Source organism: Oceanispirochaeta sp. M1 (genome assembly GCF_003346715.1).
Lineage (GTDB): Bacteria > Spirochaetota > Spirochaetia > DSM-2461 > DSM-2461 > Oceanispirochaeta.
Genome location: NZ_QQPQ01000066.1, coordinates 1 through 16779 on the forward strand (window position 1 = coordinate 1; position 16779 = coordinate 16779).

General features: G+C 41.4%; 12 protein-coding genes, 1 tRNA gene and 1 pseudogene. 5 read left to right on the forward strand and 9 right to left on the reverse strand.

Annotation, left to right across the window (positions count from 1 at the left end; genetic code table 11):
• Nucleotides 1–110, forward strand: a 110-nt coding sequence (locus DV872_RS24320; protein WP_147283199.1) for an IS3 family transposase, incomplete at its 5' end; no start/stop codon positions are given.
• 366 nt (nucleotides 111–476) lie between these two features.
• Here the strand turns inward: DV872_RS24320 and DV872_RS27160 are convergent.
• A complete protein-coding gene (locus DV872_RS27160) occupies nucleotides 477–1361 on the reverse strand; it encodes a methyl-accepting chemotaxis protein (RefSeq protein WP_370446664.1) in 885 nt (294 codons plus the stop codon).
• Nucleotides 1344–2814, reverse strand: a pseudogene (gene amt, locus DV872_RS27040) (ammonium transporter); the annotation flags it as partial. The pseudogene amt and the gene DV872_RS27160, both read right to left, overlap by 18 nt.
• Before the next feature lie 952 nt (nucleotides 2815–3766).
• Between amt and DV872_RS26700 the strand changes: the two are divergent.
• Nucleotides 3767–4153 (forward strand): integrase core domain-containing protein, encoded by a 387-nt coding sequence (locus tag DV872_RS26700; RefSeq protein WP_158547164.1) that lies wholly within the window; start codon nucleotides 3767–3769, stop codon nucleotides 4151–4153.
• Nucleotides 4154–4257: 104 nt separating this feature from the next.
• On the opposite strand, the gene DV872_RS24340 is transcribed toward DV872_RS26700, so the two are convergent.
• A tRNA-Ile gene (locus tag DV872_RS24340) sits at nucleotides 4258–4331 on the reverse strand.
• 401 nt (nucleotides 4332–4732) lie between these two features.
• Between DV872_RS24340 and DV872_RS24345 the strand changes: the two genes are divergently transcribed.
• On the forward strand, nucleotides 4733–4993 hold the full coding sequence (locus DV872_RS24345; RefSeq protein WP_114632578.1) for a hypothetical protein: 261 nt from the start codon (nucleotides 4733–4735) through the stop codon (nucleotides 4991–4993).
• A 29-nt stretch (nucleotides 4994–5022) separates the two neighbouring features.
• Here DV872_RS24345 and DV872_RS24350 read toward each other — a convergent pair whose 3' ends face one another.
• Complete coding sequence (locus DV872_RS24350) at nucleotides 5023–6879, reverse strand: methyl-accepting chemotaxis protein (protein ID WP_114632579.1); 1857 nt, start codon at nucleotides 6877–6879, stop codon at nucleotides 5023–5025.
• A 156-nt stretch (nucleotides 6880–7035) separates the two neighbouring features.
• Between DV872_RS24350 and DV872_RS24355 the strand changes: the two genes are divergently transcribed.
• On the forward strand, nucleotides 7036–7560 hold the full coding sequence (locus DV872_RS24355) for a TIGR03546 family protein (RefSeq protein ID WP_114632580.1): 525 nt from the start codon (nucleotides 7036–7038) through the stop codon (nucleotides 7558–7560).
• Nucleotides 7561–7570: 10 nt separating this feature from the next.
• A complete protein-coding gene (locus DV872_RS26870; protein ID WP_196167405.1) occupies nucleotides 7571–9778 on the forward strand; it encodes a hypothetical protein in 2208 nt (735 codons plus the stop codon).
• 17 nt (nucleotides 9779–9795) lie between these two features.
• Here DV872_RS26870 and DV872_RS24365 read toward each other — a convergent pair whose 3' ends face one another.
• The 5 genes from DV872_RS24365 to DV872_RS24385 all read right to left on the reverse strand — a co-directional run bounded on the left by DV872_RS24365 (nucleotide 9796) and on the right by DV872_RS24385 (nucleotide 16590).
• The gene (locus DV872_RS24365) at nucleotides 9796–10605 is read right to left on the reverse strand and encodes an acyl-[acyl-carrier-protein] thioesterase (protein WP_114632581.1); all 810 of its coding nucleotides are present in this window, start codon (nucleotides 10603–10605) and stop codon (nucleotides 9796–9798) included.
• Between the two features lie 99 nt (nucleotides 10606–10704).
• Entirely contained in the window at nucleotides 10705–11619 is a 915-nt protein-coding gene (locus DV872_RS24370) for a LuxR C-terminal-related transcriptional regulator (protein WP_114632582.1), read from the reverse strand.
• Nucleotides 11620–11629: 10 nt separating this feature from the next.
• Nucleotides 11630–11782 carry an ATP-binding protein gene (locus tag DV872_RS27335; protein ID WP_114632586.1) on the reverse strand — a complete coding sequence of 51 codons (153 nt, stop codon included), beginning with the start codon at nucleotides 11780–11782 and terminating at the stop codon, nucleotides 11630–11632.
• A 104-nt stretch (nucleotides 11783–11886) separates the two neighbouring features.
• Nucleotides 11887–13440, reverse strand: coding sequence for a response regulator (locus DV872_RS24380; protein ID WP_114632583.1), 1554 nt, complete (start codon nucleotides 13438–13440; stop codon nucleotides 11887–11889).
• 15 nt (nucleotides 13441–13455) lie between these two features.
• Nucleotides 13456–16590: a sensor histidine kinase gene (locus DV872_RS24385; RefSeq protein ID WP_114632584.1), complete on the reverse strand. Its 3135-nt coding sequence runs from the start codon at nucleotides 16588–16590 to the stop codon at nucleotides 13456–13458.
• Between the last annotated feature and the right edge of the window lie 189 nt (nucleotides 16591–16779).

The window sequence follows — 16779 nt, forward strand, 5'->3', positions numbered from 1 at the left end:
AACTATATGATTATGTAAATTGGTATAATAATAAAAGGATTCATGGGTCTCTGGGGTATTTAACACCAGTGGAATACAAAACTTTGATGTCCGAGAAAATAGTGTCCTAAAAGGGGTTGCCGATCCATAGTTTTCATTATAATTGATTCAGACTTGATATCAAGCTCCCGCGGTTCGTCCTGCAGTGTCTTGAAGGCGTCAGTTTAAGCAATTATTTAACAGATAAAAACTGCTTGCTCTTTCAGGAATTGTAGAAATGAATAAGTTCAAGACATCGCATTTTGCTTGTTTGTTCTGAACAATATCCTTACTGAATCAGCCTATTACAAATACTGTATATTTCAATCGCTTCTCATTATTCGGGACCTTTTTACGCGTAGGTGTAAATTTCATCACCGGGAAGTGACTAGCTATACAGCAGAAGTTTTATAGCATTCGTCTGTATCAATAGGAGCCGAGTACTTCAAATCTTTACTTCAGCTAATTGTTTCCAGTTCTTTTGTTACCTGTGTGCCTGTCAGAGCAAGACTTTCAGCCTGAGAAACAACTGTTTCAATATCAGAGTTTACATGTCTTACCAGCTGCATAGTCTGGTTTGAATCTGAACTTACCATTTCAGAATATTTTTGATTCTGCTCCAGTTTGGAAACAATGTTATTATTCAGTATTCTGATTTCCTCCATAATCCCGATAATTTTTTCCATTGATGAATCTACTCCGGAGACTCTGGTTTCCATATCCGATAATTTTATTTTTATGTTAGAGGCAACCATTATTGTCTCTTCCGACAGATCCCGTACTTCTTTTGATATCACTGAAAACCCACTTCCTTTTTCACCAGCCCTGGCTGCTTCAATACTCGAATTGATTGACAGCACTCCTGTACGGTCCGCCAGGTCATTGATATGTTTCACCATTGAATCAATTTCACCGGTTACATTCTTCAATTCCCGGATTGATGTTTTTGATTGAGTTACAGAATGTGAAGAGCTCAAGGTAACAGATCTGACCTGATCCAACTGCTCATACACCGATAGCAGAGATTCAAGCATACCATTCATTGATTGGCTCATTGCTTCAAAGTTCTGAGTCATGATTTGAGTTTTGTCAGAAGTCTGTCCCAGAAACTGCTTGATGTTTTCTATTCCTTCAGTGACCATACCGACTTTGCTTAAGCTATTGTCAATGTACTTGGCGCGGTGAAGAGCCGATGCCTCTTTTTCCTTCTCCAGTTCTCTTTGAGCTTTTAAAACTTCTTTCTTCTGGATTTCAGATTCTTCCAACATTTCTTCTGCAAGCTGTTTTTGTCTTTTACTTTCATCCAATGCTGTCCGTATTCTATCGATCATTCGATTAAACATTTCGGCCAGATCTCCAATTTCAGTACCATACTCTACAGGAACCATACAATCCGTAGAGAAGTCTCCGGATCGAGTCAACTGGTCCATAGTTGTTGCAAGATCAAGAACAGATGATTTAGCTCCATGTTCTGCAACATTCAACCCAAGGACCTCTTCTTCATTTGTGACTCTTACACCGCCAAATAATTTATCAGTAATATAATAGAAAAATAGTCCCAACCCAAAAGACCAAAGAAAGCACACAGCAACACCTACAGCCTGAATTTGAATCTGATCCATTCTGGTTAAGTCTCCCAGATATTCAGGAAGGATAAAAAAGCCAACTGCCAGAGTCCCCCAGGCACCGCATAGGCCATGTACAGGGATGGCACCAACGACATCGTCCAGATGCAGGATATGCTCTAGAAAGTAAGTTCCCGCATACACAACAACTCCAGAGATCAAACCTATGACAACAGCTCCTGTAGTACCGACATAGGCACATCCTGCAGTAATCCCTACAAGACCGGCTAATACTCCGTTTGCAATCATTTCTCCTTCGATCTTTTTTTCCGGATGGAAAATCCAACTGAGAATAGCAGCCGAAACAGGCTGATAAAGTCGTATAGAGAGCTATTATTGCTATATCAGTTGTGGCGGACAGAGTACTGCCGCAATTAAAACCGAACCATCCAAAAAAAAGTATAAAAGTACCCAGAAAAACAAACCGCAGATCACCGGCGGCTATCTTTTGTGCTTTCTTCTTACCGGTTTTCGGATCAACAATGAATTTCCCCAGCCGGGGACCTACAATGATGACACCGGCAAGCGCCATCCATCCTCCCACTGAATGAACGACTGAAGACCCTGCAAAATCTTTAAAACCTCTCATCTCCAACCAGCCCGCACCACCTGCTGCAGGATCAGTACCATGGAGGAAGCTTCCCCAGGCCCAATGACCAAAGACCGGGTAAATAATGACTGCTAATAAAAAAGAAAGAAGAACGTATTGTTTAAGCTTTGTTCGTTCACAAATTGCTCCCGAATCAATTGTGACAGCAGTTCCTACAAACACTGCCTGAAATATAAAGAATGCAGCTATCCATGGATCTTCAACAGAAATTAAAAAATCCCCAATTCCGAAAAATCCATGCCATGACTTTCCAAACATTAATCCGAACCCTACCAGCCAAAAACCAATAACTCCAAGAACAAAATCAGTTAAATTTTTTATGGCAACATTAATGGAGTTTTTGGAGCGGGCCATTCCTGCTTCCAGAGACATAAACCCGGACTGCATAAAAAAGACAAGAGCTGTTGCAATAATCACCCAGACATAATCCAGATCAGTTTTTATCAAATCTATTCGTTTGTCATAATCCTGAAAAATTTCTGTGTGGGTCTCGGTCTCCGCCCAAAGGAATACCCCGGAACAAATAAAGATTAGAAAAAGAAAAGTTAATTTTTTATTCATGATAACAGGATTTCCTTAATTTAATAAACAAGCGTCTACGAAATGTAATTTCATATAGTCTATCAATTATATATTCATTGATCTTTATGGGAGGGAGATAACAACTGAAAACACAGGAATTACACTCATCGGCTAAGATTTCCTACATAATTGAAGTTCTTAGAAAGAACTCTAGTGAACAATGCCGTTATCAGAAAAAGGATTTTCTGTATAATATTCTTATTATTCTCACATCAAAACCCGTACTATGGCTTTTTATACTGATTGTGGAATTTTTTCCACAATCAGTCTTTGTCGATAATGATGTATGTTCAACTTCCTAACTTTGCTCCTCCAATCAATATTCAAGATCGTGTTTTCAAATCGAAAGGACTTGCTTTTCACTCTGATGACATTGAAAAAGGAGAATCAGGTCTATAAGCGGCAGATCAATTCTAAGAAAGTTCATAATTCGATGAAGCGTAGTGATCGGCTATTTCTGGCGTTAATTTCACGACTATCCAGAAGGGCGGTAAATCATATGACTTTAGTGAAGCCATCCACTCTTCTTGACTGGCAGCGAAGGTTCATTAAGAATTATTGGACCTATAAGCATGGAAAACCTGGGAGGAAGCCGGTTCCAAAGGGTATAAAAGAGCTCATCCTTCAAATGAAACAAGACAATAGTCTCTGGGGTTGCCATCGGATTGCGGATGAACTGAAAAAGCTGGGTATTGAGTTGAATCCAACAACTATAAACAGAATTATCCAGGAATATAGGAAAAAGGGGATGATTCAACCAACTGGTAGCTGGAGGAAGTTCTTGAAATCGCATTGGGATTCACTATATGCAATGTACTTCATGACCATAGACACTTTATTCGGTAAGAGATTCTACCTGCTCATAATCCTTGAGCTGAGATCTAGAAGGATAATCCGGTTTGATTTGACTGAGAATCCTTGTCGGGAGTTTGTGAAGCAAAGAATCATACTGTTTTCAGAGGATATTCCGGGTAAGAAAATCCTGATTCATGATAATGCTGCACAATTCACATCTATCGATTACAGCTGGTTTGATATCAAGGGGATCAATATCAGCCCTTATGCCCCAAATATGAATGCCTTTATTGAAAGATTGAACGGTTCTATTAGACGAGAATCTCTGGATCATTTTCTACTGGTTTCAGAGAAACAGATTCGGAAGATCCTAAAATCATATGTTGATTACTATAATAATCAACGTCCGCATCAAGGTGTTGGTAAAATCCCTACTGGGAATCAGCTTTCTGGTTTTGGAAAGATCAGGAAAGAATCTGTTTTAGGAGGCCTCCACTATAATTATTACAGAAGCAGTGCGTGAAAGTGTAAAAAGCCAGAGCACGCGTTTTATGGCCCTTTGATTAATCCCTATCCCCGAAAGGGTTTAGAGCAAAAAAAAATACCCCTCAAAAAGAGGGGTAAAAGTGGGTCCACAAGGACTTGAACCTTGGACAGCCTGATTATGAGTCAGGGGCTCTAACCAACTGAGCTATAGACCCGATGAGCGCTAATAATATTCCAATCCTTCAGGATTGTCAACAATCACTGTATTTTCAATTTATTCTGTTTTCTAATCCCTAAGAGAATTAATTTCCTGCCCGCTGATTCGGATTAAGGACTGGCAACCTTTCACAGTACTTTCCGGCTTCCTGATGTCTGACAAATGAATAATTTTTTAGCGACTCCTCGCGAAAAAAGTAAAACGGGAGTATAATAATCAATAGAGAGAAGCCTATTGATTCAAACATTAGTAAACAATCTCTCTATTTATCAATGATTTTTTTTATTATGGTCTCTCATTTATTGAGAGTTGTTTCAAATATCCTTCGATTCTGGCTATTTAAGTCAAGATTGAGGAAGCATCAAGACTTAATGCCTTGAAGGTGCAAGGAGTATTACCATGAATTCCGAAGACTCAATTATCAACATGGGGATAGAGTTCTCTCATCAGGATAATACGGGTACGGGTTTTCTTTTATCTATGGATGAGGTGGAACTTGTCAGAAATATGGCCCGGTCTCTGAAGGCTCCCGAAGATATAAAATTCCTGAAAACAATTGCAGATAAAGAGTACATCACAAATGAAGAAAAAGAAGAAATGCATCAGATCTTCAAAAAGGCTGCAAGCAGAATAAAAAAAGAGGTTTCTCTCACTCTCTGAAAGAAACCTCCTGTTTTACATCTCTATTCTCAGAATTTAAACTTAGCCAAACCCCTGACAATATCTGAAGATGCCTCTTCCAGAGAGTTACTCTGATCCATCATCCTACGGCTGACTTTATGTACACTTTCGGCTCCTGTTCTCATCTCTTCAGCTGCCCGGCTTGTATCTGACGATACCGCTTCAATTGACTGCATAGCTGTATCTACACCCTTGGTGAGATCGGCCATATTACTGGTACTGGATCTGACACGACTGCTGTTCTCTTTCAGACTGCTTACTGAATCCAGAATAAGAGCGCTTCCCTCTTTCAGTTCTGAAAGACCGTTGCCTATCTCCCTGTACGAATCAATCATGTCATCAATACCAGCGGTAATCTGATGGAAACTTTCAATGGCATCATTACCTGCAGCTGATGTCTCCTGAATAGTCGCTATGATTGTATTGATATTCTCATTGATCTCTCTGGAACTGGAGGAAGAAGATTCCGCCAGTTTTCTGATCTCATCGGCAACGACAGCAAATCCCTTTCCTGCATCTCCGGCATGGGCTGCTTCAATCGCAGCATTCATAGCCAGCAGGTTTGTCTGGGATGCTATATTTTGAATCAGGGATAGGATCCCACGGATTTTTTCAACACTGTCGTTCATCTTGCTAATGCTGTCCACAGTCAGGTTAAGTTTCCCCTCCCCCTCTCTTGAGACATCTACCAGCTGTTCAGCTGAGCTGATTTTAGCTTCGGCAACCGAGCTGATGCTGTCGATGGAAGCGGTTATTTCGGTTACGGCTCCTGATGAGCTTTCAACTATTTCATTCTGTTTTTCAACATCATTGTTCAATCCCTGAATATGCTCCATCAGGGATGCAGTAGAACTTGTGGTAGCTTGAATATTTTTATTCAATTCATCCATATGAGTGTAAACAGTATCTATCCTCTGGGATATTTGCTCCATGCCGCTGGATGTCTCTCCTGAAATCTGAACCATTCCATCTTTGGACTGTATGGTCTTCTTCACCGAGCTATCAAGATTCTTCAAGAGATCCGAATTATTCCGGTATACCTTAAAGAGTTGGTTATTCAGTGCTCCCAGTTCATCCCTTGAAAGACAGAACTCTTCTGATTCTGAAAAGTCACCCTCTGCCAATCCTCTGGCAAAGTTTTCACAATAGCCTATCCGGGAATTGATTCCCCTCATCAGAAGATAAATATTCAGAACACTCATGATAATACCCATAAGTTCCAGGGGCAGAAGTGTGCCTCCCAGAGTGGATTGAACCTCTTCCAGAAAGACCGCCTGGGCCAGACTGTACTTGATTCCCAACTGGAGAATTATCAGGATGGAAATCATCAGCAGAAATACAACAAGATTAGTTCTAAGAGTCAGCTTCATAGACATGATCTCTTTGTTGAAAGGAATATCCTTTGTCATCTCCTCATATTTTTGAATAAACAGAATGTAAAAAGGGATGCCCAAAAACATGGTACAGGCAAAACCAAGAAGGGAAATATCCCCCCGAACATTGAAGGGAACTTTTGACATCAGAAGAAATATAAACTGAGGGAGAAGAAAACTCTGAAAAAAAGCTAAATAAAGAAGGAATTTGGGGAAGGTGACAACTTTTTTTGTGACCTTACCTAATTGAGCTTCCTGATACTCGCGATCACCTGAACGCCATTTCATCAGATGTAAGGAATTCCTTTTCCACAGTATTAGAAAGAGAACTTGAAGAATGACAAGCCAAAACCAGGTCAGGGGAGAGCTGTAGAGCTCTTTTCTTCTGGCCATGTTCAATATACCAAGGTAATTGATAAGATACCCCAGTAAAAGCTGTGGAAGAATGAAAACACTCCACCCAAGGAGAAACCCTGACTTTTTCAACATCATATATACATCTCCAGTTTGTTATTATATCTAAATGTATACTACAGTTGACTCATAAATAAAAATCTAAATTGTAATAAATTGAATTATTGAATAGAGTTGACTAAAATATAAGATAGTCCTTCATCCATCTGATCAAATTAAAAAATAGGAGCTTTTATGATATCCTTTATTTCCAAAATCCTGGTTGCGTTAAACAGTAACAGCCGGCCCGGTGAGCTCAGCTCCGGAATTGCTTTCGGTTTCTGTCTGGCCCTTATTCCCAAGGGGAATCTTCTCTGGGTTGTGATTTTCTGTATTGCCTTCCTGCTGAAACATAATCTGGCCGCCATGCTCCTGAGCCTGCTTCTTTTTCCCCCATTGGCAGCTCTGCTGGATCCGATTCTGAACAGCACAGGTCAGTTCGTTCTGACCCTGCCGGCACTGCAGGATATTTTCACTTCGTTATATAATATGCCCATCCTGCCCTGGCTTAAATTCAATAACACAATCGTCATGGGCGCTTTTATCTGGAGCCTGATTTTGTGGCTGCCCTTGTTTTTCATTTTCAGATTACTGGTCATTCTATATCGAAATAAAGTGGCTTCCCGTTTGGCGGAATCAAAATTTATTAAAAGCCTTAAGAAGATTCCTCTGGTATCAAAATTATCCTCAGCCTATCGAAAGCTGAGCTTTCTGAAGTAAGGGGGATAAAATGGGAAAAGAGAAGAAGAATACAAAGAAGACAAATAAAGTCCCCAAGATATTCAGGAAAAAGATCAAAATCAAAAAATGGGAAAAGAAGATTTTAAAAAGTATCCATATCCCTTCAGACCGGAAGTGGATAGTGGAGCACTTTGAACTTATTGAAGACAGAATGGTTCTTAAAAAAGATCTGCCCAAAGATGATTTAAAGAAACTGAAGGTCCTTGGTAAATCTATTAAGAAAAACAAGGGAGCTGTAACTAAATGGAAGGCAATGATACTTCTATTTCTGGCAGCAGTTACCCTTATATTTAACTCCTTTTTCAAGAATGTACTTATTAAGAAGGGAATTGAAGTCGGAATAGAATCACTGTTCCAGGCATCCGGCAACGTTCAGAATCCTGATCTATCCCTGAACAAGGGAAGCTTTACACTGGATGCTCTCAGTGTCCAGAATAAGGATAAACCGGGGAGAAATTTATTTGAACTCGGAAATACAGCACTTCGCATCAACATGCCTGAGCTCAGCAGAAACCGCTACCATATAGAAGAGATAAGCTTCGAGGGAGTCCAGTTTAATTCCTCAAGTGATCTTGCACTTCAACCGGAGAGCAGTGCCGGTGACAGTAAAGAAGGCTCGTCTCTTATGGATATTCCGGATCTGGAACAAAGCAAAGAACAGATTCTAGCTCTGATAGAGGAACAGAAGGCTAATCTTAAAACTCTTCAGTACATTGATACAGCCAATAAAGAGCTGGATGAATTCACTGAACGCTGGACAGATACCTTCAACGGAACAAAAGGAAAAGTAGAAGACTCTGTAACAGAAATCACGGCTCTCGGAAAAAAAGGGATTCCCCCGATCACATCGATTAATGACGCCAGGGATGTTTTAGATGAATACCAGGGATATTATAAGGGCCTTGAAGATCAGAAAAAGGAATTGGAAGGTCTCAACAGACAGTTCAATGAAGAAAAGGACCATATCCTATCCTTAAAGGATGAAATAGAAGCACTGATTCAAGGTGATATTGATTATCTGAAGGACCTTCTGCAACTTCCTGACAGAGATGAAGTCAGAGATTTTATCTCTGATAAAATAAAAGAGATGCTGATTGAGCGTTTCCAGGACTACTACGATAAAGCCATGCTGGTAATGCCCTACTATGAAAAATGGAAAAACTCTCAGGATGGCAAAGTTGAAGAAAAGAAAGAGACAAAACGACTAGCTGGACGATACATTCCATTTCCCACAGCAGATCAGCCACGCTTTCTGATTAAGAATATCAAGCTGAACGGTGGTGATGGTTTCAGCGGTCTCTTTCATGCCAATGTGAGTGGTATAAGCTCAGAACCCGATAAACTTGATGATCCGATTCTGTTGACAGCTGACTGGGGTGATGGGAAGACCAGTATTGATCTTGAAGGATTTCTTGACCTGAAAGAAGGTGCTCCCCAGCTATTTAATGTGAATTTTAATTCTCCTGCCAACCCTGCAGTGTTCAAGAATGGAATTCCTGCCCTTGGGATTGATTCAGCCAGAGCTAAAATGACTTACCATGGAAATGGTATACCTCATCCCGATAAAGAGGGTGTCCTGGTCAGTCTGGATATGGACTTCAGGGATCTGGAGATTTCTCTTCCTGATAATGATGATATAGGGACCCGTTTAATTAAAGAAACCGTACAGGAAATTAAAGAGTTTCTGGTAAGTGCCGAAATCCATATTGATAACAACGGTATTCAGAATATCCGGGTAAACAGTGATGTGGATAAAATCATTAAAGAGAAACTTGGAGATCTGCTTAAACGTCTGCCCGCAGAGGGTGCTGAAGAACTGGAGTCTTACCTGAGAGAACTGGTGAGCAAAGAGCTCCTGGACTCCAATGGACTGACTGAAAAACTGGATGCCCTTGGTCTGGAATCTCTGTCACAGATAAGAAGTATTGAAGATCTGGAGGCTCAGGTAAAAGAGTATGAGAATAAGATAAGGAATCAGGGAGATGCCCTGTTGAAGGATGTGGAGGATAAGGCCAGGGCTGAGGCTGAGAAGCTAAAAGCCGAAGCGGATGCAGCCAAAAAAGCTGCCGAAGAAAAGGCTGCTGCAGCGGCCGCTAAAGCGAAGGCCGAGGCTGATGCTGCTAAAAAGGCTGCCGAAGAAAAAGCTAAACAGGAAGCCGAGAAGGCCGCCGGGAACTTGAAACTCCCGGGATTCTAATCATTCCCTCTAATAAATCAGAGAACTTTTTGAAGAATCCCTGCTGAAAACGGCAGGGATTCTTTTTTTACCCAGCGGGACTGCGCAGAACACAAGAGCAGGGATTCATCTTTATTATAGAAGTCATGCCGAAAACAGCCGTCTCCCAGATCCTCTGTCCGGATATCCACAGTTCCTCCGGATCTCATCTCTCTCCTGTAGAGGGCTGAAAAATCTGCGATCTGACAATCTCTATATATTTCCTCGGGAATTGATTCGGATAGCCACTCAAGATAGCGGATATTATGTACATGGGCACTGCTGTCCAGATCACGCCGCCGGACAGAAAACAGATCTGACTTAAACTCACATAGAGAGCTATAACTGTTCTTTTTATGAAAATCACTGTGTAGAGCCTCCCCACAGGAGCCCCATCCTATATGAAACTCTTCGGGGATGGCTTTAAGATGCCGCTCCTTTAAATCCATATAAACCCAGAGAGTGGACATCTCACCCAGTATCTGTCCCTCCTCATCTTTTATTCGAAATTCTCTATAACCCCGATAACGGTCCAGCGAAGAGATCCAGCTGATTATTTCAATCTTCTCACCATAGCCGGGGTAACGGTGCATTCTAGATGCTCCGCTCTTCAGAACCCAGGCCTCCTGCCTGCTCAGGAGTGTGAATACATCCATACCGATCAGGCGGCAGTGCTGTTCGGCGCTTTCTTCAAGCTCTTCCCAAAGTAGAGCCGGTGAGATTCTACCATCCTGAAATACGGATTTATAACCGATCAGAATAGTTCTTCTAAATATGGATTGTTCTCTGCAAGAAAGCTGCTGTGTCACTGTGAATCCCCCTGACGAGGTTCAGTATAAATAGAGTTTTGTCAGAAAACTATTAAAATGAAAGAGGATTCTTAATTATGATTAACTAGTGTGTAATGACTATACTTCGGCCCTGAGAGAATTAAGCATCTCTACACGGGATCTTTGACCGGTCTTTTTATAAATGCTGGCAACATGATTACTCACCGTATTTGCCGAAATAAACAGCTCCCGGCCTATCTCTTTATAGGTCAGCCCCTTCTCAAGAAAGAGTATGATCTCTATTTCTCTCGAAGTAATACCCTTTTCTTCAAAAAAGGATTGAGGTTTCTCACTTAAAGGCAGAGGAATGGCGTCAGAAATCAGAATTCGATTCATCAGAAACTGAATAAGAACCAGGGCCACCCAGAGAAAATAGAAAACCTGCAATGGAAACAGCAACAGTTCATAATCCATTTCCGGAAAGAAGAGTGCCTGGGTCATCCTGACAACGAGGAGAAGAGGAAGGAATATAAATGTTCCGGAAAAAAGCAGAGTGACCGTCAGTCTGCCCCGTTTGTCTCTGATAAGAGGAAGAGAACGCAGAGCATCTATCAGCACAAATATAAAGGCCATAAAGAATATCACTCCCAGAGGAAGATTCCATGTGGGAGAGAACCCTTTGACCATTGCCATAATACCGGCGATAAAATAGGTAGATGAAGCAAAGAGTATCCAGAATAATCGTCCCCTGGACCAGGGCCTGCGGAGCATATAGTTGATTGTAGCCGGAAGATAGTAGATCAGCAGAGAGTAACCGATAACATAGAGAACCTGAAAAAACTGCCTGAGGGGATTGTCCTCTACTCCGGCAATCTCTGCAAAATAGAACCTGATACCTGAGCTGAGTAAAAGAAAAAGGATAAATCCCAGAAAAAGGCAACCCTTGAATTTCCACAGGGCATTTTCCTTTTGATAAAAAAGAACTCCAAGAAGGAACGCTCCCGACATGACAGCATAAGAGATAATGAAAAAAAGAAAAAATAAATGCGGCAAGTTCCGCCCCTTATATTTTACTGAGATCCTTCGGAAGGGTTACCCTTAATACGGTACCTTCTCCCGCTTTACTTTGAAAAGAGAGATCTCCTTTCAGTTTTTCTTCTACAAGGGAACGTACGATATACAGACCTGAACCTGTCCCTTTTTGGTAATAAAATATATATCAGAAATAGGCTCCTGTATATCAAAAGGTATACCTTTTCCTTTATCTATGACTGAAAGAGGAAAATCCTCAAGACCATGAAGCACACCAATACAAAAATATTAGTCAGGATGGGCATTCAGTATTTCCTTCATCTTTTCAAAGTTTGCTATGAAAAGATCTACTAATGAAGGATCAAAATCGATCCCTTTCTTATCCTCTAGTAATTTAAGGGCATCCTCTTCTGTCCAGGCATCCTTATAGACTCTCAGATGTGTCAGAGCATCGAACACATCAACAACTGCAAGAATCCTTGCAGAAAGTGGAATACTTTCAGCCTTCAGCCCTTCAGGATATCCATTACCATCCCAGCCCTCATGATGAGAGAGGGCAATTTCGGCAGCATCCGGGAAGAATTCATCTTCATTGGAACTGAGCATTCTATAGCCTATCTGCACATGTGACTTCATTATCTCCATCTCTTCATCATTGAGCTTTCCAGGTTTTTTTAGAATCTCATCAGGGATACCGATCTTTCCGATATCGTGCAGGATAGAGGCCATTTTCAGATGTTCGGCCTCGTCTTCACTGAAGCCGTATTCGACTGCCATGAGATGAACCATCTCCGAAACTCTCTGTATGTGATTTCCGGTTTCAGAGAAATGCTGCTCAATAACCTCGGAGAGGAAAAAAAGCATCTTCTTCTGGGAACGGGAACGGCTTGAAGTGAGAAACCAGTAGTCCAGTGCCAAAGATGAATTAAGCAGAAATGCAGATAGAATATCGGAATCCGTATCATCAGGTGTTGTTTCAGTTTTAACAATCAGATAAATTTCCTCGGCTTGCCTGGTAGCAAGGGTGCAGAAAAGATAAGGCTCTCTGTATCTGAATGTTTTGACTTCCTGACAGAATTCATAAAGCGATTTTATAAGTGAATCCTCCCGGGACCCAAGATTCTGCCCAAGATTCTGCCCAAGATACCGACTGAAAGATCCGGAAGCCTGAAGTATTTTACATTCATGTTCAGATTTTTGAATCAGAAGAGAATCAGGATTTTCTTGACGTAGGGAATCTCCAAAAGCTATCTGCAGAAACTGTCTATTAATCAGAGAGATGAAATCCCTGGATGACTCCTGTATCCACATCTCCCTACCTCCTCGCAGAATAGTTTCAAATCCGTTTTTATTCCTGTTGAGAATATGAATATCCCGATAACCTCTGATGGCAACGGTCAATGATGTAATAAGCTTTATGTCTGTAAGCTCGGTTTTTTCCTTATAGTCATTTACTTCATAGCGCTGAATGATATCCCTCTCCGGAGCCAGTCCGGGCTGTCCGGTACGCAGAATAAGCCTGATCTCACTATTTTTAAGTTCTTCCCTGACCCACTGAATCAGCTGAAGTCCACTGTTATCCTCTTCCATTACGATATCAACAAAAGCTACTGCAATATCCCTGTTTTTTGAGAGGACTTCTTTGGCTTCTTCAGCGGAATAAGCCGACAGGAAACGAAGCTTTTTCTCATCAAATTTGAAGTCCCGAAGAACAAGCTCCGTAACAGAGTGCATTATGGACTCATCATCTATAATCAGGATCTTCCAGAATTCTGCCCCCGGACTCTCCCGGGGAGCTGATGTTTTTGAGAATTGCATTGTAGAAGAACCTTTGTCTGTCATCTGCTAAATTATACTCTACTCCTCTTTTAATTTCAGAGGAAATTTTATATGGAGGCAGACTCCTTCTGTTTCATTCATAAGAACAATCTGTCCCGCAAAATGGATTTTAATAAGATTATATACAAGGAAAAGTCCCATCCCCCTGGATTTGCCCGTAGAAGAACTGCCTTCAAATGGTTCAAAAATCTTCCCTTTCAGATCATTACTGATACCCTGTCCGTTGTCCCTGTAGATAAGAAGTGCCTCTTTTTCGGAATAAGCAGCCTTCAGGCATACTTTCTTCAACCCGGAGTCTATATCGGTACTATAGGACTCAGAATGAAAGGCATGCTCTACAGCATTACTGAAGAGGCAGTCAATGATTTCCTGAAGAGAACTGATTGAACCCATCAGCCGGGACTCTGTTACGCCGAGATCCAACTCACATTGAATTCCCTCTTTATCAAACACAGAAATCCACTGGGAATGAATATACTCATCAAGAATATTGCTTAGGTTGAATAAAACTGGTGTCGGCAGGGCACGGCCGCTGGAGGCGGCAGAAAGCTGCTGAACAATCTGGGCAGCCTTATTTGTTCCATCCAGAGCAAGATTACAAGTCTCAACCCATGACGCGTCTCCGCCTCCCTCCTCTAGAGAACTCTTTAAAAAAGAGAGCGCCGTAGTTGTAGAACCAAGGGGGGTATTCAGATTATGCGCCAGTCTGGCTGTCAGACTCACTATGGAGGACATTTTTTCACTGCTGGATAAAAAGTCCCTCATCTTCTTCTCTCGTTCAAGGGCCGTTTCAAGTTCCAGGGTTCTTTCTGCTACCATCTCTTCAAGCTGAATGTTTTTCTCATCTGCTTTAGATAACCTGACCCTGATAATAGAAAGAAGAACAGCCAGAAAGACAGCAATAAGTAAAAGTCTGAACCAGATAGTCTGATGGAAATTCGGTTTAACAATAATCCGTAGAGAACTCTCCTCTGACCATAGCCCGGCTGCACTCATCGATTTAACTTTGAATGTATAATTTCCGGGAGGAAGACTGGTATAAGTGGAGAAATTTCTTACACCTGAATCAATCCAATCAGGCTCCAGACCCTCAAGAATATATGAATATTTATTCCTCTCAGAGTTGGAAAAATGAAGTGCACGGAAATGAAGAGTCAGAACCAGATGCTTCTGATTCAAAATTAATTCTTCGCGTCCTGTAATAGATGTCGGCAGAGCTTCAATACCCTGAACTATTTCTCCCACAGAGACATCTCTGTTATTGATACTCAGTTTTACAATCCTGGTTTCCGGAACAGTTTGATTCACAGTGATCAATGAGGGATTAAAATATGTAAGCCCCTGAACTCCTCCCATATAAAGGATAGAGGAACTGCTCTTATACGAAGCACCGCTGTTAAACTCATTACTCTGAAGACCGTCGGCTGCGGTGTAAACCGTAAATGTTTCATCTTCCGGGGTAAACAGAGCAAGACCCTGATTAGTACTGATCCAGAGTCTCTTTTCTTCGTCTTCAAGAATTCCGTATACTGTATTATTAGGCAGTCCATCATCTTCTGTATATTGCTTGAAACTGTCAGTTTCCTGGTTGTATCGGTGCAGGCCGCCGCTAAAAGTACCCACCCACAGAGTACCGTCACTGCTAACACAGAGACTGAGGACATGAGCACCTTTCAGTCCATATCTGGAAAACGATTCGGGAGCATAATGCGCCAACAGGCGTCCATCCAGATCAAGAAGAACCAGCCCTGAATCAACTGATCCAAGATAAACTTTTTCTCCATGAATAAGCATTGTTCTGAAGGATTTTGTAGGGACATAAGGCGGAATTAAAGTCTCAGTAATTCCGCCGGAACCATCCACGATATGGACTCCCCCACCCTGAGTTATAGCCCAGATTCTTCCCCTATCATCTTCAGAAATAGAATAAACGCTGCCGTATGACCCCTCTACAGGAACAAATTTTTCATTTTCAAGATAGAACATCCCTTTATTTTTTGTCCCGATCCACATTCGCCCACGACGGTCTCGATGAAGACCCATAATCCTGCTGTCCCCGGAATAATCGGGATCATCGGGATTATAGGAATAGCGATTTAAAAGGATCTTATCCTCTGAATAATGAAAAAGTCCTCCCCCGAAAGTTCCAATCCAGAGACTCTTATCATCATCCTCCCAGAGAGATACAACAATTGTGTTTTCCAGGCCCTTCTCTTTTCCAAGATAAGAAAACCCGAGTCTATGTGTATCGACTCTTTTTAATCCAGCTCCCAGATAACCTATCCAGAGATTATCTGAACGATCGAGAAACAGAGACATAACTGTTTCTCCGTTTAAAAAGCGACAGGTCTGACTGAAATCCTCACGATAATGAGCCAGTCCTCCAGTATACGATCCTGTCCAGAGCCGGGACTGATTGTCTCTGACCAGGGAATTTACATTTTCAGCATCTTCAATAACCAGCTCTGGAGATTCGCTTAAGCGAATTCTGTAGATACCCTTATCAGTTCCTGCAAGAATCTGCTCCTCCTCCCGGAGCAGAGAGAAAACCTCTCGATCCTTCAGGAGAATATCCATTGTAGTCTTTGTTTCAAGGTCATAAATCAGTAGACCACTGTCGGTGGCCGCATAAATAAGACCATCCAGAAACAACATATCTGATACAGAAATATTCTGAAAAAGGGGAGACAGTTTATCCGAGTCCATCAGATAGAGCCCGCTCCCCGGCAGGAACAACAGGGTTTTCTCCACTGATAGAGGGAAAACCAGCTTCACTTCCAGAGACTTCAAACTCTCATGAAAAAGTTCAACCGTTTCAGAATCCCTTCTGTATCTGTATAATCCGCTGATAGATGCAATAAGAATATTGCCTTCGGGGTCTTCGATTATTTGATGAATCAGCCCCCTGCCGACTTCAGACTGAGGAGCGATCTCAATAAAATCCACTCCATCAAAACGGTTTACACCATCCTGTGTACCGAACCAGAGAAAACCGTCTCTATCCTGGAAAATTGTATTCACCGTATTTGTAAGAAGTCCATCCTCAACCGTATAGCTGTGAAATTGGACATTTTCGCTTATTATGCTTTCAATAGAAAAAAGACATCCTGCACTAAGAAACAGAAATACAGATAAGATAAAAAATTTTCTCATACTTAAATTATACCAGCCTATCAACTGCAGATCAAATTCTTAAAAAATCCTGAGGTCTGAAACTAGTGTCATGACCGACTAATTCTAAATTTATTCAAGATCTTTTATAAACTTCATGAATTGGGTATCATCAGATTTATGAGTGATAAGCGTAGAGTAAAAGTAAAGTTATCTTTATCCGGTCCGGAT